The organism is Parahoeflea alexandrii (assembly GCF_024105735.1).
Taxonomy (GTDB): Bacteria; Pseudomonadota; Alphaproteobacteria; order Rhizobiales; family Rhizobiaceae; genus Hoeflea; species Hoeflea alexandrii.
In genome coordinates this window covers 1,256,596-1,279,190 of record NZ_JAAAML010000001.1, presented here as the reverse complement: position 1 = coordinate 1,279,190, position 22,595 = coordinate 1,256,596, and the positions used below count along the sequence as shown (strand labels likewise).

The window sequence follows — 22,595 nt, the reverse complement described above, 5'->3', positions numbered from 1 at the left end:
AGGACGCCAACTCTCCATGATCTCGTTCAACAGCTATGCGTCGCAATGGACCGGCAATATCCGCGGCGACATTCTCTCGGGCCTCGTCGTAGCCCTTGCCCTGATCCCCGAGGCAATCGCGTTTTCGATCATCGCCGGTGTCGACCCCAAGGTCGGCCTCTACGCCTCGTTCTCGATTGCGGTCATCACCGCGATCGTCGGCGGCCGGCCGGGCATGATCTCGGCTGCCACGGCCGCAACCGCGGTGCTGATGGTCACGCTGGTCAAGGAGCACGGGCTTGAATATCTGCTCGCAGCCACCGTGCTCGCCGGCCTGATCCAGATTGCGGCGGGCATTGCCCGGCTCGGCTATGTCATGCGCTTTGTGTCCAAATCGGTGATGACCGGATTCGTCAACGCGCTGGCGATCCTGATCTTCATGGCGCAGCTGCCCGAACTCATCGGCGTCCCCTGGCTCACCTACGTCATGGTCGCGGGCGGGCTTGCGATCATCTACCTGTTTCCGCTGATCACCACCGCCATCCCCTCGCCGCTGGTCACCATCGTCGTTCTTACCGCCATCACCTGGTTCTTCGGTTTCGACCTGCGCACGGTGGGCGACATGGGCGCCCTGCCCGACACGCTGCCGGTGTTCCTGATCCCAGATATCCCGCTCAACCTCGAGACCTTGTGGATCATCCTGCCCTATTCGGTCGCGGTCGCAGCCGTCGGCCTGCTTGAATCGCTGATGACGCAGACCATCGTCGATGATCTCACCGACACAACGTCCAACCGCAACATGGAATGCGTCGGCCAGGGCATCGCCAACACCGCCACAGGTTTCATCGGCGGCATGGCTGGCTGCGCCATGATCGGACAGTCCATCATCAACGTGAAATCCGGCGGCCGCGGTCGCCTGTCGACCTTCGTCGCCGGCGCCATGCTCCTGTTCTTCATCGTCGTGCTCGGCGACTCGGTCGCTGAAATCCCGATGGCGGCCCTGGTGGCGATCATGATCATGGTCTCGATCGGCACTTTCTCCTGGTCCTCGATCAAGAGCCTCAGGACCCATCCGCGCTCATCCTCCGTGGTGATGCTGGCGACCGTGCTGTTCGTCGTCTTCACCCACAACCTCGCCATCGGCGTGCTGGTCGGCGTTCTGCTGTCGGGCCTGTTCTTCGCCTGGAAGATCGCGCAGCTGTTCGGCGTCCGTTCGACGCTGTCGGACGACGGCCGCACCCGCACCTACATCGTCGAGGGCCAGCTGTTCTTCGCTTCCGCCGAAGATTTCATGAAGGCCTTCGATTTCCGCGAAGTGCTGGACAAGGTCGTCATCGACGTCTCCCGCGCCCACATCTGGGACATTTCCAGCGTCGCAGCCCTCGACATGGCGGTCTTGAAGTTCCGCCGCGACGGCGCTGAAGTGGAGATCATCGGCATGAACGAGGCATCGGAAACCATCGTCGACCGGCTGGCAATCCATGACAAGCCGGGCGCCATGGACCAGCTATTATCGCATTGAGGAGGACCTGATCATGACCAACATTCTTTTGGCCCTTGTTGATGGGTCCACCTATTCGAAAAGCGTCTGCGACCATGCCGCCTGGGCCGCGGCGCGGATGGATGCGGCAGTCGACCTGCTGCACGTGCTCGACCGGCAATCCGGCGCCGGCAAGTCCGATCTTTCCGGCTCGATTGCGCTCGGCGCCCGCACCGCATTGCTCGAAGAGCTCTCCACCCTCGACGAGCAGCGCGCCAAGCTCTTGAGCCAGAAGGGCCGCGCCATTCTCGACGATGCCCGCGCCATCATCGAGGCCGCGGGTCAGAAGGTCGCCGGCGCTCACCTGCGCCAGGGCGAGATCGTCGAGACAGTGATCGAGCAGGAAGGCCCCGCCGGCATGATCATGGTGGGAAAACGCGGTGAGGAAGCCGATTTCGCCAGCCTCAGGCTCGGCGCGCATCTGGAGCGCTTCATCCGCGCCAGCCACAAGCCGGTCTTCGTCGCCTCGCGCGCCTTCAAACCGATCAACACCGCGATCGTCGCCTTCGACGGCGGCGCCTCGAGCCAGCGCGTGGTCGACCATATTGCCGGCAACAAGCTGTTTTCGGGCCTCAGGATCGATCTGGTCACCGTCGGCCAACGCAACCGCGACACCGAGAAGGCGCAGGAAAGCGCCAAGGCCATCCTCACGGGCGGGGGCCTAGAGGTCGAGACCACCATCCTCGCAGGCCAGCCCGATGAAGTGCTCGGCAAGCGCGTCGAGGAGCACGGCGCAGCCCTCGTCGCCATGGGCGCCTACGGCCACTCCCGCATCCGCGCCTTCGTGCTCGGCTCGACCACGACGGAAATGCTGAGATCCTGCAAGGCGCCGGTGTTGTTGATGCGGTGAGGTTGGGGGGACGTTGAGTAAAGAAGGCTTCGGACTTTTGCTCCTATAGGCGCTTGTTACTCAATGTACGAATGATATCAAACCACTTGCAGTTATTACCTAATTGATTATAGTATGATTTGCTCTTAGCTGGGTGTTTTCTGAACGCTCTAGGCCGGGTGATTTGCCAGGCTGATTTCAATTGAACGATATCGGGCGCCGACTTCGAAAAGTTTGTCGTCACCGGTCGTTCCTCCTCGGAGCCGACAAACTTTTCGAAGTCGGACGCTTAAGTAAGAGAACTGAATGGACCATCCTATTCGCGAAGGCACAAACAAGGTGTTACGCGGTAGGATGGTCCAACTTCTAAAGGATGGTTACAACATCCTCAATCAATCAAACATCGTCTTTGTGTGTGGTGGAAACAGCCCAACTGACATGAGAAGCCTTTTTGAAGAGGCTTTTCCCAGTTTACTGCCTGATTACGAATTCTTTAAGCCCGAATTTGCAATGGAGAACTACTTCTCATTTGGCGATACTGAACCATTCGATATCGCTGATTTCGAGACGATGGTAGCAGACCTTTCGGTTGCAATAGTCCTCTTTCCTGAAGCCCCTGGCTCGTTTGCCGAGCTTGGCTATTTTTCTGGACAGCTCCCGCTGGCGAGAAAGATCGTTCTCGCTTTGGATTTGAACCATCAGCGTTCCGGAAGTTTCATTTCGCTTGGCCCGGCTACAAAGGTCTCAAAGACGTCCGTGTTCGGCTACCCTATCCAACTTGACTACAACAAACCTGATTTTTCCATGGTCTCAACTCGAATAACGGATCACGCAAAACTATCAAAAAGAAAACGAAAATTTTCTCCTAAAGAATTTAATAGATTGAGTACGTTCGAACTATTTGCCCTTATTCATCGACTCGTAAGCCTTCTTGTTGTCGCTACTGGAGAAGATATTGAATCGATCCTTCGAAGCGCGTTCAAGAGCCAAGTTTCTCCGAGTCGCATAAAAAAAGTTGTCTCCATTCTGGTGGGCTCTGAACGATTGGTGGAGGTTGGTGACTTTGGGCATTTGACGGCATCGGATAAGCGTCCATTTGCACTCTCGTTGGTAGATGGCGCTAAGACCGAACTAACGGAAATCTCTGTCGAAACATCAGCTTTGCTGTACTCAAGTGAAAATGGCTTTGGCCCAATTCTGGAAAGCCTAACGAAATGCTGATCAATCAAATTGCCAGATCAACCCAACTTCAGGAGACCGAGCTTTTGCGTTTGGCACAGAACGCAAGCCGCCACTATAAACTGTACGATATTCCAAAGAGGAATGGCGAACCCAGACGAATTGCTCATCCGAGCCGCGAATTAAAGGCGATTCAGAGATGGATTGTTAAAGTAATAATTCAACGGCTACCCATACATGATGCGGCTACTGCTTATAGAAAGGGGGGAGGCATCAGAGTTAATGCTGAACGTCATCGTAAGTCACTTTACACGAACAGATACGACTTTGCGAATTTTTTTCCATCATTCAGGAGAAATCATGTACAGGCATTTATTCAATCAGAAGGTAAGAAAATTGGTATTATTCTCAATGAAGAAGACATAGAATTCGTCGGAAATATTGTCTGTCGTTACGATCGATTGACTATTGGTGCGCCAAGCTCTCCATCTATTACAAATGCAATGATGTTTCCATTTGATCAAATGCTATTCAATTACTGCGTTGAACGAGATCTGATTTATAGCCGCTATGCCGATGACATTTTCATTTCGGCAAACAAACCAGACCAACTTGTTAACCTTGAGGCAAAAATCGCAGATGTTAAGAGGAATGTCCCTCACCTCTCGATACGCCTCAATCGCAAAAAAACTACGCACCTTTCGAAGAAGTACCACAGAAGCATAACTGGTGTTGTCATCACCCCACAACATCGACTTTCGATCGGAAGAAATCGGAAAAGAGAAATTAAGGCACTAATACATCGCTGGATTAATGGGAAGCTCGATACGTTTGAAGTAAGTTACATGCGCGGCCTCCTTGCCTTTTCAAGAGATATTGAACCGAGCTTCGAAGAAGCTCTGAGGGCGAAGTATGGTCAACAGAGAATTGAAGAAATCCTGAGAAACCCCGAGCTTTCCGATACTCCGGGTTGGCCGACTGAAGGCCATATCGACGATGAATTTCCGTTCTGATAAGCGATTTCGACTAGCTTGAACCGGTGCACTTTGCAATCGGTAATAGATGCACTAGTCACGATTGAGCGAGGATTAACGGGGTTGGTTAAAGCCTCACTGTCCCCCGCGGCTGTCTCACCTGGAAATGGCATCCGCCACAATGCAGTCTTTCATCTCAGCCCCACGCCCCAGCCCTACCCCGGCAACCCCAGCGGCCTTAGCCGCCGCCAGTGATAGAACACCTTGGCCAGCGCCGCCGAGACGATTCTTGCGTCCACCGTGTCGGAGCGGCTGGTCAGCATGATCGGCACCCGGGCGCCGAGTGCTATGCCGGCGGATGAGGCGCCGGCAAGGTGGATCAGCTGCTTTGCGATCATGTTGCCGCTTTCGAGATTGGGCGTCACCAGGATGTCGGCATGGCCGGCGACATCGGAGACGATGCCCTTGGCGGCGACCGCGGCGGGCGAGATCGCGTTGTCGAAGGCGAGCGGCCCGTCGACCTTGCCGCCCGTGATCTGGCCGCGGTCGTGCATCTTGCAGATGGCGGCGGCGAGCAACGTCGAGGGCAGCTTGCCGGTCACGGTTTCCACCGCCGACAGCAGCGCCACGAGCGGCACCTCCACGCCGATAGCGATGGCCAGATCGATGGCGTTCTGCACGATGTCTTTCAGAGCTTCGAGATCGGGCGAGATGTTGATCGCCGCATCGGTGACAAACAGCGTCCGGTCCTGCCCGGGCACGTCGAGCGCGAAGACATGGCTCAATCGCCGCTCGGTCCGCAATCCCTTGGTCTTGTCGAGCACGGCCATCAGAAGCTCGTCGGTGTGCAGCTTGCCCTTCATCAGCGCGCCGGCGCGACCCTCGTGCACCAGCGCCACGGCCACTTCCGCCGCCGCGTGGCTGTGCGGCGCATCGACAATGTCGAGACCCGCGAGATCCAGCCCCGCAGCGTCCGCCGCGGCCTCGATCTTGGCCGTGGGCCCGACCAGCACCGGCGTGATCATGCCCTCGTCGCGCGCGGCCAGCGCCCCGCCGAGGCTCAGCGCATCACAGGGGTGGACAATGGCGGTCAACAGCGGATCGAGCGCCCTTGCCCGCTCGACCAGCGCGCCGAAGCGCACGCCCGGAGCCTTGAGATGGGAGACCGGCATGCGGGCGATGCGCCGGCGGATCCTGGTACGCGGCGCCTGCACCTCGGCCTGCCCTGACACGATCGTCTCGCCCTCGGCATTCACACATGTACAGTCCAGAGTGATCCGCCCCGTGGCCTTGTCGATGCCGGTCACTTCAACGCGAACCACGATGCGGTCGCCGACATTGACCGGTCGGTGAAATGTCAGCGTCTGACCCAGATGTACGGTTCCCGGACCCGGCAGCCGCGTCGCCAGAACCGCAGAAATCAGCGTGCCGGCCCACATGCCATGGGCAATGCCCTGCGTGAGTTCCGGACCTTCCTCCTCGCCATCCACGAGAGTTGAGGGGTTGATGTCGGCGGACACCGTGGCAAACAGCGCAATGTCGGGCTGGGTCAGCACCCGTTCGATCTCGGCCCGGTCCCCGACCGCGATTTCGTCAAGCGTGCGATTCTCGATCAGATCCATTGAGACACTCCAAAGGCGCTTGGTTTGACCGCAACCGGTGGGGTGCGCGGAGACGGGCGTTGCAGGACGGTGTTCCAGCCAGGTTCCGGTTGCGGACCCGGACGGCAGCGAACTTGCCCCAGCAGTGCAACAGACACAAGACACCGGGGCTGCCGCGGCCCCTGTTTTCAGGTCTGCCGCCACAGCCCGGCCTCATATCCGCGGGCATGCGTTCAGCCTCGCGCGCCGCTGGCGGCGAGCAAGCACAAAATGACCTGCCAGCGCGGCGGCAACTGGCAGGTCGGCCCAAACTTCGTGCGGGGGCTTTGACGCTCAGGCGATGTCGTTCGGGCCAGGCGCGCGCTTGCGGCCGGTCACCATGGCGCGGACCAGGTTCTCGCTATGCTCGAAACTGGCGACAAGGACGCCGCCGACATGCAGCGCCACAAGACCAACGGCGCTGAAGGCAGCCGCTTCATGCAGTTCCTGGACCCAGCCCACGCCCCAATAGGCATCGGTTGTCATCATCCATCCACTCAGCGAGATCACAGCGATGGCCAGAAGCAACCCGAGCACCATCAGCCCGCCCGCGGGATTGTGCCCGAGATAACGCCGGGCTTTCATCCGCATCGTGTCGGCGAGGAACCCTGCCACGGTCGATGGGCGATAGATGAACGAGGAAAACCGTGCGTGGCGGGAGCCGGCAAATCCCCAGATCACCCGGAAGCCGATCAGCCCGGCAATGATGTAGCCTGCCACCTCGTGCGGCTTCTGCCATTCATCGCCGGTGAGAAAGGCGAAGGTGAACAGGCCGACAAGCGACCAGTGAAAAATCCTGACCAGCGGGTCCCACACCCGGACGGTCGCAGGCGACTGAATGTCGCCTGCTTCCATCGTGGCCTTGAGCGGTACCATCAGTCGTCTGCCGAGACCTTGAGAACGTCACCGGTAGCCGGGTGGAAATAGACCTCGACGCGCTTGCCGTTCTTGTCCATGGCATAGGCTTCCAGACAGCCGTCATCGACCTTGATCGAGCGCACGTCATAGCCGAGCGCCTTGGCCTTCTCGGTGATGGCGGCATCGCTCATCCACTGGTCACGCGGCACGTTCGGGCAGTCCTGCGAGGCGAACGCTGCGGCCGGTGCGATGACCGAAAAAAGGACGGCGGCGATAAGCGGTGTTTTCATGGTGTGTCTCCTTCGATAAAGTGGTTTGGCCGTCTGGCCGTTGACGCTGGCTTTATCGCAGAGCCATCATGACAATCCGCTGATGGGGTCTGTCAGCATTTTGTCATCTTCAAACAGCGATGCTGCACACATGAACCCTGCAATATGCCGTCTCTTGCTGATCACCCTACTCGCGCTGGCGCCCGCAGCGGCACGCGCTGACGATGACCATCGTCAACGCGAAGACATCGAGGCCGCGGTAAGAAAGGGCGAGATAATGCAGCTTTCGGAAATTCTCGAGAAACTGAAACCGCAGATCAACGGCAAGATCCTCGAAATCGAGTTCGAGAACTCGAAGCACAGCCCGGTCTACGAGATCTATGTTCTCGACCGCAGCGGGCGCCGCGTCGAGTACGAGGTAGACGCCCGGACCGCCAGAATTCTCAGCTTCGAAGCCGACGACTGATCCCATGCGCATCTTGCTAGTCGAAGACGATCAGAGAATCCGCCAGGATGTCACCACCGCACTCGAGGCGGCGGGCTTCGTCGTCGACAGTGAAGCCAATGGCGAGGAAGGCTGGTTTCTTGGCGACAGCGAAGCCTATGCCGCCGCTATTCTCGATCTTGGTCTTCCCGGCATGGACGGTTTGACGGTGCTCAAGCGCTGGCGTGCGGAAGGCCGTGATTTCCCGGTGCTGGTGCTCACCGCCCGCGGCGCCTGGACCGAGCGGGTCGAAGGCATCGATGCCGGCGCAGATGACTACCTGCCCAAGCCGTTCCGCATGGAGGAGCTTGTTGCCCGTCTGCGCGCCATCATCCGCCGCTCCGGCGGACAGGCCAACCCTGTCGTCATCGTCGGCGATGCCGAACTCGACACCCGGCAGATGCGGCTCAGCGTCCGCGGCGTTCCCGTCAGCCTGTCCCCGCAGGAATACCGGCTCGTCGCCTATCTGATGCTTCACAAGGGCCGTGTGGTGTCCCAGCAGGAACTCTCAGAGCACCTGCAATCGGTCCATTTCGAGCGTGAATCCAACGCCGTCGAGGTGCTGGTCGGCCGCGTCAGGCGGAAACTGCCCGCAGCCCTCATCGAGACGCGCCGCGGGTTCGGCTACATCGTTAACGAGCCGGATGGCTCTTCATGAGAACCGCCCGCTCCCTTCGCTTCCGGCTGTTTGCATATGCGGCAATCGTCGTCGCCGCCGCCCTGCTGGTCACGGGCTTCAGCCTTTCCGCGCTGTTCTCGCGCCATCTCGAACGCCGCGTCGGCCAGGAACTCGACACCCACCTCAACCAGCTGACCGGTGGGCTGCGCTTTGACCGGGAGTCCGGGCTTTCGCTCGACCGCGAGCCGGTCGATCCCCGCTTCCAGGCCATCTTCGGCGGGCTCTACTGGCAGATCGACGACACCGGAACCGGCACCCGGCTCAAGTCGCGGTCGCTGTGGGACACCTATCTCGATATCCCCGGTGATGTGCTCAGCCCAGGAGATACCCATGTGCACGACACCGGCGGTCCGCAAGGCTCCACGCTGCTGGTGCATGAAATCATGCTGGTCATTGCCGCACCGGACGGAGATCACACGCTCAGAGTATCGGTCGCCATCGACCGCGCGGAGATCAGCGCGCTGGCGACAGGCTTTGCCAGGGATCTCGCGCCGGTGCTGGCAATCCTGGGTATCGTCCTGCTGCTCGGCTTCCTGCTTCAGATCGGCGAAGGCCTGAAGCCGGTCTACCGGGTGCTCTCGGGCGTCAGCGCCATCCGGAGCGGTACCCTCAAACGGCTTGAGGCAGACCGCGTGCCGCAGGAGGTCGCCCCGCTCGTTGAGGAAGTCAACGCCCTGCTGGAGGCCCAGGATCAGGCCATCAGCCGCGCCAGAGACCGTGCTGCCAACCTCGCCCATGGCCTCAAGACACCCCTGTCCGCGCTGGTCTCCGATGTCGAACGGCTCCGCGCGAAGGGCGAAACCGGCATCGCCGATGACATTTCCGAACTGACCGGACGTATGCGCCGGCATATTCAGCGGGAACTTGCCCGTGCCCGTTTGCGTCATGGCCGAAGCCAGGACCGCACGCCGCTGCGGCCGGTTGTCGATGGCATCTTGCGTGCGCTCAAGCGCACACCGGAAGGGGAAAGTCTGGATTTGGAATGCACAGTCGAAGCAGCCCTGACTGTCCCGGTCGATGCGGACGATCTCAATGAACTGATCGGCAATCTTGCCGAAAATGCCGTTCGGTATGCAAGTTCACGGGTCCTGATCGCGGCCAAGGCATCACCGGACGCAATCATGATCCGGATCTCAGACGACGGCCCGGGGCTTGATCCGGACGCCGGAGCCGAGGCCATCAGCTCCGAAAAGCGGCGGGACCAGTCCGATCTCGGCGCGGGGCTGGGGCTCGCCATTTCCGGTGACATCGTCGAGTCCTTCGGCGGCCGGCTTGAACTCGGCACGGCACAATTGGGTGGGCTGGAGGCGCGGATTGTCATACCGCTGACCTCACCGGATGCACCCTCCGGGCGGGCGCTCCCAAAAAACACCCAGGAACACAACCGCTAGACTTCATGGAATTCCTCTGATCAAACTCGTTCGGCCGTCAATAGGCAGCCTTCCGCTCAGCCTGCTGGTTGCCGCCTGAATCATCCTTGCCGTCAACGATGACTTCTGGGCCAACACGGTCAGGGCCTTCGCGATCGGCATGTCGGCACTGCTGACTGCACTGTCGATCAGCGTGACCGTGAAATACATCACCAAGCCGATTTACATCGTCGCCCTTTTCAGCGCCGCGGCTGCGTCCTGGATCATGCAGAAACTTGGCGTCATCATCGACAACCACATGATCCGCAACGCCACCCAGACCACCCCCGCCGGAGCCGGCCACCTGATGACCCCGGCCTGGTGGACGAGACCCTGTCGCGTGACAAACTCTTCCACACTGTGCTTGGGCTGATGGATGTGAACGCGAAGCACTACGACCAGGCTCTCGATGTCACATCAGGCTGTCGTGCGCCGTCGAGATGAGCGGGATACCAGGGTCGGACTGAACCGCCCAGGCTTGCTTGCTTGCGTGATCCTAATCCAGCGTTCGGCGGAACCGCATCAGCGCCAGCACCATGTAGGCCGCGACAAAGACCATGAGCGCGCCGAGCGGTGTCGCCACGCCCTGCAGATCGGCTCCCTTGAGCATCACCGCGCGGATGATCCTGAGGAAATGCGTGAGCGGGAAGATTTCTCCGAGCGCCTGCGCCCAGGCCGGCATGCCGCGGAACGGGAACATGAAACCCGAGAGCAGCAGCGAAGGCAGGAAGAAGAAGAAAGTCAGCTGCATCGCCTGCATCTGGGTCCGCGCCAGGGTGGAAAACGCGTAGCCGAGCAGAACCAGCGCCAGCACGAAGATCAGGATGCTGACCAAGAGCAGCCAGAGCGAGCCGACAAACGGCACGCCGAACAACGTCTTGGCCGCCACCAGCACCACGAGGACCTGCACGCCGCCGACGACCAGGAAGGGCAGAACCTTGCCGAGCATGATCTCCAGCGGGCTCGCCGGCATGGCAAGCAGGTTCTCCATGGTGCCGCGCTCGGTTTCCCGCGTCAGTGCCATCGAGGTCATCATCACCATGGTCAGTTGCAGGATCACGCCCAGGAGACCCGGGACAATGTTGTACTGGGTGATGCCCTCCGGGTTGTAGAGCTGGTGCACGACCACATTGAGTGCTGCGGTTGATTGCTCGGCGGCCTGCGCTTCGGCGGACTGCTCGCGCAGCAATGCTTGCGCCGCCACGGTCCCGAGCGTCGAGATCGCTCCCGAAGCCACCGACGGATCGGTTGCATCAGCCTCGATCAGGATCTGCGGATGATCGCCGCGCTCCACCCGCCGCGCGAAATCCGAAGGCACCGTGACCACGAAGGACACGGCACCTGACTTGATCAGCCGGTCGGCCTCCTCGGCGCTCGCCACCACGTGATCGAAGCGGTAGTAGCCGGTGTTTTCCATCGCCGAGACCATGGCGCGGGTGTAGTGGTCCTGGCTGGTGGTCACCAGCGCCGCCGGCAGCCCTTTGGGATCATTGTTGATGGCAAAGCCGAACAGCACCAGCTGCATCAGCGGCACGCCCAGCATCATCGCGAAGGTGATCCGGTCACGCCGCATCTGGATGGCTTCCTTGGTGATGATGGCCATCAGCCGGCGGAACGAGAACAGCGTGTTCATGCCATGTTGTCCGTCGATTTGCCCATGAACTGGATGAAAACATCCTCGAGGCTGGTGCTGCCTTCGATGTAGCTGATCCCGGTTTGCCCGGCCACGCTCGCGATCGCCGCCGAAAGCGCTTGCCTGTCCTGACCGACCACATGCAGGGTCAGCCCGAATGGCGCCACCTGGTCGACGCCCGCCATGCCCTGCAGCATCCTCGCGGCCTCGGTGACTTTACCGCCCTCGACAACGAAGGTGGTCAGCGCCGCATCGCGGATGACCTCCGGTACGGTGCCGCTGGCCAGCAGCTTGCCATAGGAAATGTAGTGGATCCGGTGGCAACGCTCCGCCTCGTCCATGTAGTGCGTCGATACCAGAACCGTCAGACCGGCGCTGGCCCGCATGTGGATTTCATCCCAGAACTCCCGCCGCGCCTTGGGGTCGACCCCTGCGGTCGGCTCGTCCAGCAACAACAGCTTCGGTTTGTGCATGATGCAGGCGGCAAGCGCGAGGCGCTGTTTCCAGCCGCCCGAAAGCGTGCCGGCCAGCTGCTTGCGCCGCGAGAACAGCCCCAGATCCTCCAGCGTATCGCGCACGACGGCGGAGACCGGATCAAGATCGTAAAGCCAGGCGACGAAGGTCAGGTTCTCCTCGATCGACAGGTCCTCGTAAAACGAGAACCTCTGCGTCATGTAGCCGACCTCGCGCTTGATCCGCTGCCCATCGGTGCGGATGTCATGGCCGAGTACCCTCCCCTCGCCCTCGTCGGGTGTCAGCAGCCCGCACATGACCCGGATCGTCGTGGTCTTGCCCGATCCGTTCGGCCCGAGGAATCCCGAGATCTCGCCTTCGGCCACCGACATCGAGACATTGTCGACAACGGTCTTGTCACCGAAACGCTTGACCAGCCCCTGGACCTCGATCGCGTTCACTGTCCGCTCCCGGCAAGGTCGACGTCAACGATCTGCCCGGGCATCAATGCGCCGGCATCCGCAGCGGGGCGCGCTTCGACCAGATAGACCAGCTTCTGGCGGTTTTCCAGCGAGTAGATAACCGGCGGGGTGAACTCGGGATCGGGCGAAACATAGCTCACCGTTGCCCGCATGCCGTCACCGCAACCGTCACACCGCACCACAAGGGTTTCCCCCACCCCGATGCTGGAAAGCGCGGTTTCCGGCACATAAACCTTGAGCTTGACCGCACCTTCAGGCAGCACCGACAAGACCGGCGCCTGCGGCCCTGCCACCTCGCCGGCATTGCGGATGATGTCCGAGACGACTCCGGACAAGGGGACCGACAGCACCCGCTTGGAAAGCCGCCACTCAGCAGAATCGAGCACCGCGGCGGCCTGGTCTACCGCAGCCTGCGCGGCCCTGATCTCGTTTTCGCGTGCCGGCAGCCTGGCGACCGCCAGATTGGCTTCGAGCTCACTGACCTTGGCCTTGTTGAGCTCGACCGCGGTCGCGGCTGAGTCAAAGGCCGCCTGGGTGGAGATGCCCTGGCTGAGCAGGTCCGACTGGCGTTGCAGGACCCGTTCGGCCTCCGCCGCCTGGGCCTGGGCCGATCTCAGCGAGGCGACGATGCTGGCTATTTCTTCCGGACGTCGTCCTTCCTGCAGATTGGCCAGCTGCTGTTCCGCCTGCGCCAACCCGGCTTCAGCCTGCGCCACGGCAATCTCCGCATCCCGCCGCTCAAGCCGCACCAGCGCCTGTCCATTGGCGACCCTGTCGCCACGCCTGACCGCAAGATCCACGACCTGGGCCGTTTCGATGGGGGCGACCAGGACATATTCGCCCTCGACATACCCGACCGCGAGCGGTCCGGCACTACCGCAGGCAGCAAACAGGCTGGCAAGGATGGGGAGGGCGCAGATGAAGGACATCATGGCTGCTGCTTTCTGTTGGTGGCGATGAACGCGCGAATATTGGCCAGGATCACCGCCTTGATGGTGCCAACCTCATCCGGTCCGACGGCTTTCCACTCCATCCGCCTTGCGACGATGGCGTGCCCGATACGGAAATAGACGACCTGACCCGCAATGCTGAAGGTGCCAAGGCGGATCAGGTCGCTTTCCGGATCCTGGCCGGTGGCCAGTCCCAGGAGGTCGCACAGGCTGCGATGCACAGGCAGGATGAAATCGGTGTAGACCCGGTCGAAAACGGCGCCTGGAGCTCCCAGCTCGCGCACCATGAAGCCTGCAATGTCGCGGGCCTCGACCTGCCCGAGCATGAAATCGGTCACCCCCATGAGGACCCGCTCGAAGGCGGCCTGCGCCAGCACCGGGTCATCCTTGGGATCGATGGCCATCAGCGCCGGACCGACAACACTCTGGATCCGGCTCCCGACCATTTCCGCGCAGGCCAGTCGCAAGCCCTCCTTGCCTCCGAAATGATAGGCAATGGAGGCAATGTTTGCCTCCGCGGCAGCGGCGATCTCCCGCGTCGACGTGGCTTCGAACCCCTTTGTCCCGAACAGGCGGATGCCCGCCATCAACAGCGCGATACGGGTCTGGTCTCCGGCTTTCGCGGTGTTGGGTGAGGTTTCGGCACTTTGGTTCATGGTACCTTCCGGAACGTGATCTGGCAGAACCCTAACGCCGTTCCAAAAATTAATCAATCGATTGATTGAATTTTGTGGAAAACCTGCTTCTTCACCAGCCACCCGCCCATGGAAAGCCGGGTCCCTTCTCAAGCAGCGTCTCGGAAAGACGCTTGGGTTAGGGCTGGATCTTCCGCATCATCAGCCAGTTGTAGAGCCTTGGAGAGAGCCGGTTGATGCGCCAGCCAAGGCTTGCCACCCGGCCGACGGGAATGAAGTCTTTCCCGCGCCGCCAGCCATCCAGGATGATACCGGCGGCCTGCTCCGGGCTCATCTCGTCAAACCCGTCCGTGGCCGCCCCCGGCCTGCCTATGCCGTCCTCTCCAGCATCAAGGCGTCCCGGATTGGTCGCAACGAACGACGGAGCCGCGATCACAACCCTGACCCCGTGCTGCGCCTCTTCCGAGGCAAGCGAGGAGAAGAAGCCATTCAGTGCATGCTTGCTCGCGGCATAGGCCGTGCGTTTGTAGAGCGGCGCGAAGCCCGCCACCGACGAGACCGCCAGATGCGTCCCCTTACCCGCCCGCACCGCCTTGAGCAGGCCCGCCGCAACCCGGACGGAACCGAAATAGTTGATTTCCATCACCAGTCTTTGCGAGGCGAGAGTGGTTTCGTCAAAAAGCCCGATCTGGGTGACCCCGGCATTGTGGATGACAAGATCGAGTGCCGGATGCCGCGTCGAAATCCCGGCGCAGACCGAGGCAACCGCCGCTTCATCGGTCAGATCGCAGGCGACACGCTCCACCCGCTCGCTTTCAAGCTTCAAAACCTGCAAGGCACCCGGCAGGTCCATCAGAACGACACGCCAATCCTCCTTGAGAAGCTGATGAGCCAGCGCTTGTCCAAGCCCGCCGGCGCCGCCGGTGATGACTGCGACGCGGCTCATAGACCCGCCGCCTTGCGCCAAAGCTCAAATGTCTCGGCACTGCTGAGCTCCGGCTTGTACCCGAACACGGTCTTCAGGGCCGTATTGTCGAGCACCGGGCGGTATTGCAGAAACCGGACCTGCTCGGGTCCGTAGCGTGAAAGGCCCAGCGGCCGAGCGATGCCGAGCGCAGCCTTGAGCACCCAGGCCGGCAGCGCCATCACCGGTTTGCCGAGCGCTTTCGCGAGGTCGTGCACCGACAGCGCCCCGTCCCCGCAGACATTGAAGATGCCCGCCGGCCCCGCGCCCGCCGCGCGCTTGAGAATCCGCGCCAGGTCCCGCGTCCAGATGAACACGAAGGGGCTGTCCGATCCCGTGACCGCGATCAGTTTGGGCCGGTGAAACAGCTCCGTGATCTGGTTTTCAAGCCCGGCGCCGAGCACCGTGCCCACCCTGAGCACAACCTGCTCAAGACCGGGATGAAAAGCGCGCGCCTGAGCCAGCATTTCCTCCACCTGCCGCTTGTGGTCCGAATAGGGAAACTCGGGATTGCCCCGCACCGGATCGCTTTCGCGAAGCGGCACCGGACTGTCCGCGTGATAGCCGTATGCCGCCCCCGACGAGGTTACCACCAGGCGCTTCACCCCGTGGCTGAGGGCCGCATCAAGCACGTTGCGCGTGCCGTTCACATCGACATCATGGGCAAACTCGCGGGTCATGCCGCGCGACGGCGAAACGATCGATGCCAGATGCACGATCACGTCGGGCTTGAAACCGCTGATGACGCGTTTCGCATCATTGCCGCGCACATCGAGCTTCGTGAACCCGACACCATCGGGCATGTCGCCAGGCCTGCGAATGTCGGTCGCCAGCGTCTCGACACCGGCGGCCGCCAGTTCCTGGATGAGCACTTGCCCGACCGCTCCGGCAGCGCCAGTCACCAGAACGCGGCTCATCGCCGGGCCTCCCGGCGCGACCAGAGTGCCGCTAGGGCAAGCCCGGAGATCGCATGCCAGACACCCCAGAATGCCGCGGCCACCGCCATGCCGCCGAGCCCGCCGAAGAACGCAAAGATCAGCACCAGGCCAAGACCCGAATTCTGGATACCGGTCTCGATCGTGATAGCCCGCCGGTCATATTCTGACAGCCCTGCCAATCGGGCCGACAGATAGCCGCCCGACAATGCCAGCGCATTGTGCAGGATCACCAGACCCGCGACAGCACCGGCATAGGACAGGAAAAACGCCCAGTTCGCGGCAAGCGCCAGCACGATGAAGCTCACGAAGATCGCCATCGAGATCCGCTGCATGGTCTTGCGGATCCTTGCGGCAAAATCCGGCAGCCGAACATTGAGCAGAACACCGAGCATCAATGGCAGCAGCAGCATGAAGAACACGGTGATGGCAATCGACACCGGGTCCAGGGTGGTCTGCCGCAGGATCGCCCGTGTCGGCTCGTAGAGATTGCCCCAGAAGGCGACGTTGAACGGCGTCATGATGATGGCCGCTAGCGTTGCAACCCCGGTCATCGAGACCGAAAGCGCCGAATTTCCGCCCGCCCGGTGGGTGATGAAATTGGAAATGTTGCCACCCGGACAGGCCGCCACCAGAATCAGACCCAGCGCGATCGATGGCTGCGGATTGGTCGCAAGCAGCATCGCGAATGTCAGCGCCGGCAGCACCACGAATTGCGACACCATGCCGGTGAGCAGGGCTTTCGGCGTCCGCACCAGCGCACGGAAGTCGGATGGCCTGAGGTCAAGCGCGATCGAGAACATGACGATCGCCAGGATGGCATTGAGCAGCATCAGGCTCTCAGGACTGAAGTTCAGCCTGATGGCGTCGATATCGCTCATTTGCCGCCCCCCTTCAGCGCCGCGACCCAGTTGGTCACGGCATTTCGGTAGGTCGCCTTGTCGACGTAGTAGGCCATGCGCGGCAGATCGATATAGTTCATGCCGCCGGTGGCGCGCTTGAAGCCCGCGGCCTTTTCCCCCCGCAGTGCTGTGGCGGCCATGACACCGTTTTTCAGCCCGGCAATGTAACGCGCCACCATCTCGGCCTGCTCGTGGCGCCCCTGCCAGCCGAGGCCGGAAGCCTCCACCATGCCAAGCACGAACAGATCATCGCGCTCGGGATGCATGCAGTTGAGAAACAGATGCGGCGCATCGCCCTGCCAGTTCAGAAGTGCCTTGTCGATGAACGTATAGTGCAGCTTGTAGCCGGTCGCGGCCAGTATGAGATCGTATTCCGCCTGCGTCCCATCCTTGAAATGCACCGTGTTGCCATCGAACCGGTCGATATCCGGACGCACGGTGATATCGCCATGGCCAGCATGGAACAGGATCAGCGAATTGACCACCGGGTGGGATTCGTAAAGCGCATAGTCCGGCTTCGGAAACCCGTATTTGGACGGGTCTCCGGTAAACCATTTCAGGATCATGCCGTCGATCCGGCGCTTGAGCCACATCGGCAGCTTGATCGCCCCGCCCATCGTGTCTGCGGGCCGGCCGAACACATATTTCGGCACGAAGTAATATCCGCGACGCATCGAGATGTCGCAGCTCTTGCCGTGATGGATGGCGTCAACGGCAATGTCGCACCCCGAATTGCCCGCCCCGATGATCAGCACCCGCTTGCCCTTGAAGACCTCCGGGTCCCGGTAGGCGCTCGAATGCATCAACTCGCCCGAAAAGCTGCCTTTGAATTCGGGCATGTTTGGTTCCGACAAAGTGCCGTTGGCGATCAGCACCCCGGCAAACTCCGCGCTATGTTCGGAACCGTCCGCGTCCCGCCATGTCACCCGCCAGCCATCACCGGATTCGCCCAGAGGTTCGGCGCTCAGCACCTCGACGCCAAAGCGGTAGTGATCATAAATCCCGAAATGCTGTGCAAACTTGCGGAAGTAGTCCTTGAGTTCGCGGTGCGACGGATATTCGGCCACTTGGCTGTCCATCGGGAAATCCGTGAACTCGGTCATCTTCTTTGAAGAGATCAGGTGCGCGGTCTCGTACATGGTCGACTTCGGACCGTCGATGTCCCACAGGCCGCCGACGTCGGAATGCAGCTCGAATCCGGTAAAGGGGATGCCCTGTTCTATCAGCGTCTTGGCCATGGCCAGCCCCATCGGGCCCGCGCCGATCAACGCATAATGACCGCGCAGATCTCCGGGCCCGGCCGCATCCTTCTGGGCCGTCTCAACTCTCGTGTCCAACTGTCCCCCTCCCTGGCTTCAGTGGATTTCTTCCTCGACTCAATATTGAACGATCGTTCAATTTAAGGCAAGATGAATCATGAACCTTAGATCATCAAGCGCCTCAGCACCGGAAAAGCCGCGCCGCCGCGCCGTTTCCAAACGGTCGCTGGCAACCAGCCTGAGCATCCTCGATGCCGCCGAGCGGCTGTTTGCCGAGCGTGGCTATGACGGCGCCTCGGTGCGCGACATAGCCAAGGCCGCTGGCACACAGATCGCCTCGATCAGCTTCCACCATGTAAGCAAGGAAACGCTGTTCGAGCGCGTCGTCGAACGGCGCGCTTCGGAACTGTCGCAATTGCGGCTTGATGCACTGTCGGCGCTGAAGACACTCGACACCGAGCCAACGCTTGAGGCCTTGTTGTCTGCCTTTCTGCGCCCCTATCTCGAAAAGGCTGTCGCCGGCGACCCGCAATGGCTGGCTTATGCACGGCTGGTGGCAATGGTCTCAGCCGACGCCCGCTGGCACAGGATCTCCGAGCGTTGCTTCGACCCGACAGCCGGGGTCTTCATCGCCGAGATCGCGCGGCTGTTCCCGCATGCCGACAGGTCGACGATCGCTGTGAGCTTCATCTTCTCGGTTTCCTCGATGCTGTCGCTGTCAACCTCGACATGGCGGATCGAGGCCCTGTCCAAGGCTGCCGGCAATCAACCCGCCATGGACCGGCTCGCCGATCATCTGGTCAGGTTCTGCGAAGCGGGCATGCACGCCGCGCTTGGTGCTGCTCCAAACCGCTGAATTCTATTCCCCGGCCTTGTCTTCGACCGCATGCCCCTTGCGGATCGAGCGGACCACCATCCAGGTAAAGCCGATTGCCACCGGCACGAACAGTGCCGACATCATGCCCGCCTTGATCGGCAACCCGAGACCGTCGAGCGGCTTGACCAGGTAACCGAACAGACCGACGATGTAATAGGAAATCGCCGCCACCGAGAGCCCCTCGACGGTCTGCTGCATCCTGAGTTGCAGCTTCACCCTGCGGTTCATCGAACTCAGCAGCGCGCTGTTCTGCTGTTCCAGTTCGACGTCGATCCAGCTTCGAAGCAGCGCCGTGGCGCGCGACAGCTTGCGCGAAAGGTTCGCCTGGCGCTCCTCGATCGACTGGCAGGTGCGCATTGCAGGAGCCAGCCGCTTTTCCAGGAAGGCACCTATAGTCTCGAAACCGGGCTGGCCGCTCTCGTTGAGCGACGAGATGCGCTCCCCCACGATGTTGTAATAGGCCCGGCTTGCCCCGAACCGGTAGAGGCTGAGCGCTGCATTGGCCTCAAGCTCGGCGGCAAGCACGGTAATGTCGGCCAGCAGGCTGTCGGCATTTTCCCTGGCCCCGGTCTTCATGCCCTGCGTGATCTTGGTCAGCCCGTCCTCGATCCGCCGCATCTCGGGCGACAGCGATCGCGCCAGCGAAAGGCCGAGTGCGGCAAGCGTGCGGTAGGTCTCGATATCGAGAAGCCGCTGCACCACCGCGCCACGACCGGCATCGGTCATGCCCTTGTCGATCACCAGGATCCGGGTCAGGCCGTCCCCGTCCTGACGGAAGTCGGTGGCGATCAGCGCCTGTCCGTCCTTGACCTCGCTCAGGCAAAGACTGGTCGGATCGAAACTCTCGAGCGCCGCCTGTGTTTCCGCCGATTCCGGACGGACTTCCAGCCGCACCCCGGCAATCAGGCTGCCAGGCGGCGAAAACTGGTCGCCGAAGGGATGGGTATCGAGTGCATCGCCGAACCGTGACGGCGCTGGCGCATCCCAGAAATAGGTCGAGAATTCCGTGTGCCGTTCCCAGCGCAGGGTGCCCTGCCCCCAACCCATGGCGAAATGCGCGGCATCGCGACCGGGCGCGGCAACGCCCCGGGCCCGCGCCAGACCGGCCAGGACCGCGTGATCGACTACCGAGCCGCCCTCGGTGAGAAACGCCAGCTGGAAAATTACCCGGGACTGGCCGACGAGAGCAAAGGGGCGGGCGTGGATTTCACCCAGCGCTTCCGCGCGTCCCTGCGCCATCGGAAAAGAAAATCTGCCCATGCTGCTCATCCCTGTCATCGCCGGCCCGATCGGAATGCCCGATTGCTGCCCGCCCCGAATGGTGTGCATTTAGAGCCAGCATATAGATCACGTAAAGGCCATATGTGACACCATACGCGGATCGGACGCAAAGGGATCAGTTTTGCAACCCGAAGCGACAGGCTGGGGGCATTTCAACTGGCCGCAACGCCTGCCCGCACGCGACCGCGGCGGCCGGAGATAACGACAACCATCACGACAAGGCAGGCTCCGATGAGATTGGCCGTCCAGTTGAGAGGCCAGTAGGATCCAGCCGCACCGAGGATGACCATGCCGTAGAGCAGCGGAGTGAGCGGCCCCTCGGAATAGCGCTGGATCAGCACGTTGGTGGCATAGATTCCGAACAGACCGAAGAAACCGATTTGCAGCACCTCGTCCAGAGACCCGGTGATCAGCGGCGTGTAGGCAAACATCAGCGGCACGATGTAAAGCCCCTTGGCGATCTTCCAGCTCTCGAACCCCGTTGCCATCGGCTTGGAGCCTGCAATACCGGCAGCGGTGAAGGCAGCCAGACAGACCGGCGGCGTCACATTGCTGTCCTGGCTGAGCCAGAAGATGATGAGGTGCGCTGTCAGCAAAAACGCCGCCTGGGCCGCCGGGTCGACCAGCAGCGGCCGCACGGTGATCGCCAGTTCGAACGGCATTGCCGCCATCAGTGCAACCGCCTCCTCACGCAACATGCCGGTGGCAATCTTTGCGGTATGGGGACTGTCGACCAGCATGAACATCGCCGACTTGGCCGGATCGGCAATGCCCTGGACCAGCTGATCGATGATCAGGCTGTCGGCCAGGATGCCGGCCAGCGCCGGCGCGGTCAGGATCGCCAGGATGATGTAGGCCGCCGTCACCGGAAGCCCCATGCCGAGCACGAGCGACGCAAGGGCGATCAGCAAGATGGCGATGACCAGTGAACCGCCGGACCACTGCGCGATCATCAGCGAGAACCCGTTGCCGATACCGCTGGTCACGATCGCGTTGTTCATGATGCCGATGGCCACCAGCAGAATGCCGGTCATGATCGACGATTTCATGCCGATCAGCAGCGCTTCGCCAATTTTCGACGGCCCCATCTGCACCGGTTCGAACGTACCGGGCCCGACAAAACGCGCGGCAATGGAGGTGAACCACGACACCGCCACCAGGGCGCCGATGGCCCATGACGCTGCATAGCTCGGGGTCACCCCGCCCATCAGCAGATAGATCATCACCGCCAGTGGCAGGACGAAGACAAGGCCTCCGGAAACCAGCTTGCCCTTGTTGACCACCAGGTCGACGCCCTCACCGACCTGATGCTTCACCGCTTCAATGCGGACGATGAAAGCCACGGAGAGGAAATACAGAAAGGCCGGAATGATCGAGACCGAAACGATGGTGGAATAGGGTATCGAGGTGTAGCTCGCCATCACGAATGCGCCCGCGCCCATGATCGGCGGCATCAGCTGCCCGCCGGTGGAGGCGGCGGCCTCGACGCCGGCGGCAAATCTCGGACGGAAGCCGTTGGATTTCATCAGCGGAATGGTGATGACCCCGGTCGAGGCGGTGTTGGCGATTGCCGATCCGCTGATCGTGCCGGTTAGCGCGGATGAAAGGACGGCGACGAATGCCGCGCCACCGCGCGTGCGCCCGGCCACGACCTTCGACAGCTCGATCACGAAATCACTGGCGCCGGAGGCGACGAGGAAGCCGCCAAAAATCATGAAGAGGGTTATGTTGGTCGAGGAAATACTGGCAAGGATGCCGAACATGCCCTCGTCATTGTAAAGCGTTCTGAACAGGACATCATTGAGCGGCAGACTGGCGGCGCGGAACACGCCGGGCAGATAGCTGCCGAGATAGAGGATGTAGCTCAGCGAGATGATGATCAGGATCGGGATGACCCAGCCCGAGACGCGGCGCGAAAGGTCGAGAGCCGCAAATATAAGCAGGCCGCCAGCCGCCCAGTCCACCCAGGTGAACTGCCAGGACTGACCGGTGACTGCCAGGGTACGTTCGTAAACGCCATTTTCCGCATAGGCGACCCACAGCGCTGCGGAGGCGATCAGGATGCCGTAGGTGACATCGAACGCGAGCGCCCAGGACTTGTCTGCATTGCGGCCGAACGGGCTGATTGTCACCGCGGCGAGAAAGGCAAACCCGCCGAAATGGATGGCGTTCTGCCATTTGCCCGGCTCGTTGAGCCAGATGTTGGTGGCGATGTGCCAGAGCGCGAAACAGATCGCGAAGGCAACAACCAGCATTCTGAGCCGATTGCCCTGCATCGGCAGCGGCCCGAGCCAGGACGCCCTGTCATCGATAGGTGGGGTGAGTGCCGGATCTGCGGTCTTCATCCTGATGCCAATCATGTTTGTTTCAGGCAGTACCAGAGA

Annotated in this window: 22 protein-coding genes; 9 read left to right on the top strand and 13 right to left on the bottom strand. The window is 61.3% G+C overall.

All coding sequences use genetic code 11. The features are described from left to right. The first annotated feature begins 16 nt into the window (after window positions 1-16). The 4 genes from GTW23_RS05840 to GTW23_RS05825 all read left to right on the top strand — a co-directional run bounded on the left by GTW23_RS05840 (window position 17) and on the right by GTW23_RS05825 (window position 4,540). The gene (locus GTW23_RS05840; RefSeq protein WP_252915011.1) at window positions 17-1,501 is read left to right on the top strand and encodes a SulP family inorganic anion transporter; all 1,485 of its coding nucleotides are present in this window, start codon (window positions 17-19) and stop codon (window positions 1,499-1,501) included. A gap of 13 nt (window positions 1,502-1,514) precedes the next feature. Beyond that, complete coding sequence (locus GTW23_RS05835; protein WP_252915010.1) at window positions 1,515-2,369, top strand: universal stress protein; 855 nt, start codon at window positions 1,515-1,517, stop codon at window positions 2,367-2,369. Window positions 2,370-2,654: 285 nt separating this feature from the next. Further along, entirely contained in the window at window positions 2,655-3,569 is a 915-nt protein-coding gene (locus GTW23_RS05830) for a retron St85 family effector protein (RefSeq protein WP_252915008.1), read from the top strand. Beyond that, window positions 3,563-4,540, top strand: a complete 978-nt coding sequence (locus GTW23_RS05825; protein ID WP_252915006.1) for a retron St85 family RNA-directed DNA polymerase — start codon at window positions 3,563-3,565, stop codon at window positions 4,538-4,540. Before GTW23_RS05830 ends, GTW23_RS05825 begins: the two co-directional genes overlap by 7 nt. Window positions 4,541-4,716: 176 nt before the next feature. On the opposite strand, the gene GTW23_RS05820 is transcribed toward GTW23_RS05825, so the two are convergent. The 3 genes from GTW23_RS05820 to GTW23_RS05810 form a co-directional block, all read right to left on the bottom strand. Next, entirely contained in the window at window positions 4,717-6,123 is a 1,407-nt protein-coding gene (locus GTW23_RS05820; RefSeq protein ID WP_252915004.1) for a bifunctional enoyl-CoA hydratase/phosphate acetyltransferase, read from the bottom strand. 312 nt (window positions 6,124-6,435) lie between these two features. Continuing rightward, entirely contained in the window at window positions 6,436-7,017 is a 582-nt protein-coding gene (locus GTW23_RS05815) for a cytochrome b/b6 domain-containing protein (protein ID WP_252915003.1), read from the bottom strand. Then, window positions 7,017-7,289: a PepSY domain-containing protein gene (locus tag GTW23_RS05810; protein WP_152008205.1), complete on the bottom strand. Its 273-nt coding sequence runs from the start codon at window positions 7,287-7,289 to the stop codon at window positions 7,017-7,019. The genes GTW23_RS05815 and GTW23_RS05810 overlap by 1 nt, the downstream gene beginning before the upstream one ends. A gap of 130 nt (window positions 7,290-7,419) precedes the next feature. Between GTW23_RS05810 and GTW23_RS05805 the strand changes: the two genes are divergently transcribed. The 4 genes from GTW23_RS05805 (at window position 7,420) to GTW23_RS05790 (ending at window position 10,213) form a co-directional block, all read left to right on the top strand. Beyond that, entirely contained in the window at window positions 7,420-7,734 is a 315-nt protein-coding gene (locus GTW23_RS05805; protein ID WP_193217221.1) for a PepSY domain-containing protein, read from the top strand. Window positions 7,735-7,738: 4 nt separating this feature from the next. Further along, on the top strand, window positions 7,739-8,410 hold the full coding sequence (locus GTW23_RS05800; RefSeq protein WP_152008203.1) for a response regulator transcription factor: 672 nt from the start codon (window positions 7,739-7,741) through the stop codon (window positions 8,408-8,410). Continuing rightward, complete coding sequence (locus GTW23_RS05795; protein WP_252915002.1) at window positions 8,407-9,822, top strand: sensor histidine kinase; 1,416 nt, start codon at window positions 8,407-8,409, stop codon at window positions 9,820-9,822. Before GTW23_RS05800 ends, GTW23_RS05795 begins: the two co-directional genes overlap by 4 nt. Window positions 9,823-9,961: 139 nt before the next feature. Then, window positions 9,962-10,213, top strand: a complete 252-nt coding sequence (locus GTW23_RS05790) for a phosphoethanolamine transferase domain-containing protein (protein ID WP_193217220.1) — start codon at window positions 9,962-9,964, stop codon at window positions 10,211-10,213. 123 nt (window positions 10,214-10,336) lie between these two features. Here GTW23_RS05790 and GTW23_RS05785 read toward each other — a convergent pair whose 3' ends face one another. The 8 genes from GTW23_RS05785 to GTW23_RS05750 form a co-directional block, all read right to left on the bottom strand. After that, window positions 10,337-11,473, bottom strand: a complete 1,137-nt coding sequence (locus tag GTW23_RS05785; RefSeq protein ID WP_252915001.1) for an ABC transporter permease — start codon at window positions 11,471-11,473, stop codon at window positions 10,337-10,339. Then, window positions 11,470-12,387: an ABC transporter ATP-binding protein gene (locus GTW23_RS05780; RefSeq protein ID WP_252914999.1), complete on the bottom strand. Its 918-nt coding sequence runs from the start codon at window positions 12,385-12,387 to the stop codon at window positions 11,470-11,472. Before GTW23_RS05780 ends, GTW23_RS05785 begins: the two co-directional genes overlap by 4 nt. Beyond that, window positions 12,384-13,337: an HlyD family secretion protein gene (locus GTW23_RS05775; RefSeq protein ID WP_252915577.1), complete on the bottom strand. Its 954-nt coding sequence runs from the start codon at window positions 13,335-13,337 to the stop codon at window positions 12,384-12,386. The genes GTW23_RS05780 and GTW23_RS05775 overlap by 4 nt, the downstream gene beginning before the upstream one ends. Continuing rightward, entirely contained in the window at window positions 13,337-14,014 is a 678-nt protein-coding gene (locus GTW23_RS05770) for a CerR family C-terminal domain-containing protein (RefSeq protein WP_252914997.1), read from the bottom strand. The genes GTW23_RS05775 and GTW23_RS05770 overlap by 1 nt, the downstream gene beginning before the upstream one ends. Before the next feature lie 157 nt (window positions 14,015-14,171). Further along, on the bottom strand, window positions 14,172-14,939 hold the full coding sequence (locus tag GTW23_RS05765) for an SDR family NAD(P)-dependent oxidoreductase (RefSeq protein WP_252914995.1): 768 nt from the start codon (window positions 14,937-14,939) through the stop codon (window positions 14,172-14,174). Next, the gene (locus GTW23_RS05760; protein ID WP_252914994.1) at window positions 14,936-15,874 is read right to left on the bottom strand and encodes an SDR family oxidoreductase; all 939 of its coding nucleotides are present in this window, start codon (window positions 15,872-15,874) and stop codon (window positions 14,936-14,938) included. The genes GTW23_RS05765 and GTW23_RS05760 overlap by 4 nt, the downstream gene beginning before the upstream one ends. After that, window positions 15,871-16,773 (bottom strand): bile acid:sodium symporter family protein, encoded by a 903-nt coding sequence (locus GTW23_RS05755; protein WP_252914992.1) that lies wholly within the window; start codon window positions 16,771-16,773, stop codon window positions 15,871-15,873. The genes GTW23_RS05760 and GTW23_RS05755 overlap by 4 nt, the downstream gene beginning before the upstream one ends. Beyond that, a complete protein-coding gene (locus tag GTW23_RS05750; protein WP_252914991.1) occupies window positions 16,770-18,131 on the bottom strand; it encodes a flavin-containing monooxygenase in 1,362 nt (453 codons plus the stop codon). Before GTW23_RS05750 ends, GTW23_RS05755 begins: the two co-directional genes overlap by 4 nt. Before the next feature lie 79 nt (window positions 18,132-18,210). Here GTW23_RS05750 and GTW23_RS05745 point away from each other — a divergent pair, with 79 nt between their 5' ends. Further along, window positions 18,211-18,909, top strand: a complete 699-nt coding sequence (locus GTW23_RS05745; protein ID WP_252914989.1) for a TetR/AcrR family transcriptional regulator — start codon at window positions 18,211-18,213, stop codon at window positions 18,907-18,909. 3 nt (window positions 18,910-18,912) lie between these two features. On the opposite strand, the gene GTW23_RS05740 is transcribed toward GTW23_RS05745, so the two are convergent. Together GTW23_RS05740 and GTW23_RS05735 are read right to left on the bottom strand one after the other, a co-directional pair. Continuing rightward, window positions 18,913-20,190 (bottom strand): DUF3422 family protein, encoded by a 1,278-nt coding sequence (locus tag GTW23_RS05740; protein ID WP_193217219.1) that lies wholly within the window; start codon window positions 20,188-20,190, stop codon window positions 18,913-18,915. Window positions 20,191-20,363: 173 nt separating this feature from the next. Then, window positions 20,364-22,571, bottom strand: a complete 2,208-nt coding sequence (locus GTW23_RS05735; protein WP_252914988.1) for a TRAP transporter permease — start codon at window positions 22,569-22,571, stop codon at window positions 20,364-20,366. Between the last annotated feature and the right edge of the window lie 24 nt (window positions 22,572-22,595).

Coding starts and splice junctions, on each gene's coding strand:
- GTW23_RS05735 (WP_252914988.1), bottom strand. CDS start 22,571: ATGATTGGCATCAGGATGAAGACCGCAGATCCGGCACTCACCCCACCT.
- GTW23_RS05800 (WP_152008203.1), top strand. CDS start 7,739: ATGCGCATCTTGCTAGTCGAAGACGATCAGAGAATCCGCCAGGATGTC.
- GTW23_RS05805 (WP_193217221.1), top strand. CDS start 7,420: ATGAACCCTGCAATATGCCGTCTCTTGCTGATCACCCTACTCGCGCTG.
- GTW23_RS05840 (WP_252915011.1), top strand. CDS start 17: ATGATCTCGTTCAACAGCTATGCGTCGCAATGGACCGGCAATATCCGC.
- GTW23_RS05785 (WP_252915001.1), bottom strand. CDS start 11,473: ATGAACACGCTGTTCTCGTTCCGCCGGCTGATGGCCATCATCACCAAG.
- GTW23_RS05745 (WP_252914989.1), top strand. CDS start 18,211: ATGAACCTTAGATCATCAAGCGCCTCAGCACCGGAAAAGCCGCGCCGC.
- GTW23_RS05795 (WP_252915002.1), top strand. CDS start 8,407: ATGAGAACCGCCCGCTCCCTTCGCTTCCGGCTGTTTGCATATGCGGCA.
- GTW23_RS05765 (WP_252914995.1), bottom strand. CDS start 14,939: ATGAGCCGCGTCGCAGTCATCACCGGCGGCGCCGGCGGGCTTGGACAA.
- GTW23_RS05820 (WP_252915004.1), bottom strand. CDS start 6,123: ATGGATCTGATCGAGAATCGCACGCTTGACGAAATCGCGGTCGGGGAC.
- GTW23_RS05760 (WP_252914994.1), bottom strand. CDS start 15,874: ATGAGCCGCGTTCTGGTGACTGGCGCTGCCGGAGCGGTCGGGCAAGTG.
- GTW23_RS05755 (WP_252914992.1), bottom strand. CDS start 16,773: ATGAGCGATATCGACGCCATCAGGCTGAACTTCAGTCCTGAGAGCCTG.
- GTW23_RS05790 (WP_193217220.1), top strand. CDS start 9,962: ATGTCGGCACTGCTGACTGCACTGTCGATCAGCGTGACCGTGAAATAC.
- GTW23_RS05830 (WP_252915008.1), top strand. CDS start 2,655: ATGGACCATCCTATTCGCGAAGGCACAAACAAGGTGTTACGCGGTAGG.
- GTW23_RS05825 (WP_252915006.1), top strand. CDS start 3,563: ATGCTGATCAATCAAATTGCCAGATCAACCCAACTTCAGGAGACCGAG.
- GTW23_RS05770 (WP_252914997.1), bottom strand. CDS start 14,014: ATGAACCAAAGTGCCGAAACCTCACCCAACACCGCGAAAGCCGGAGAC.
- GTW23_RS05815 (WP_252915003.1), bottom strand. CDS start 7,017: ATGGTACCGCTCAAGGCCACGATGGAAGCAGGCGACATTCAGTCGCCT.
- GTW23_RS05810 (WP_152008205.1), bottom strand. CDS start 7,289: ATGAAAACACCGCTTATCGCCGCCGTCCTTTTTTCGGTCATCGCACCG.
- GTW23_RS05835 (WP_252915010.1), top strand. CDS start 1,515: ATGACCAACATTCTTTTGGCCCTTGTTGATGGGTCCACCTATTCGAAA.
- GTW23_RS05775 (WP_252915577.1), bottom strand. CDS start 13,337: ATGTCCTTCATCTGCGCCCTCCCCATCCTTGCCAGCCTGTTTGCTGCC.
- GTW23_RS05740 (WP_193217219.1), bottom strand. CDS start 20,190: ATGGGCAGATTTTCTTTTCCGATGGCGCAGGGACGCGCGGAAGCGCTG.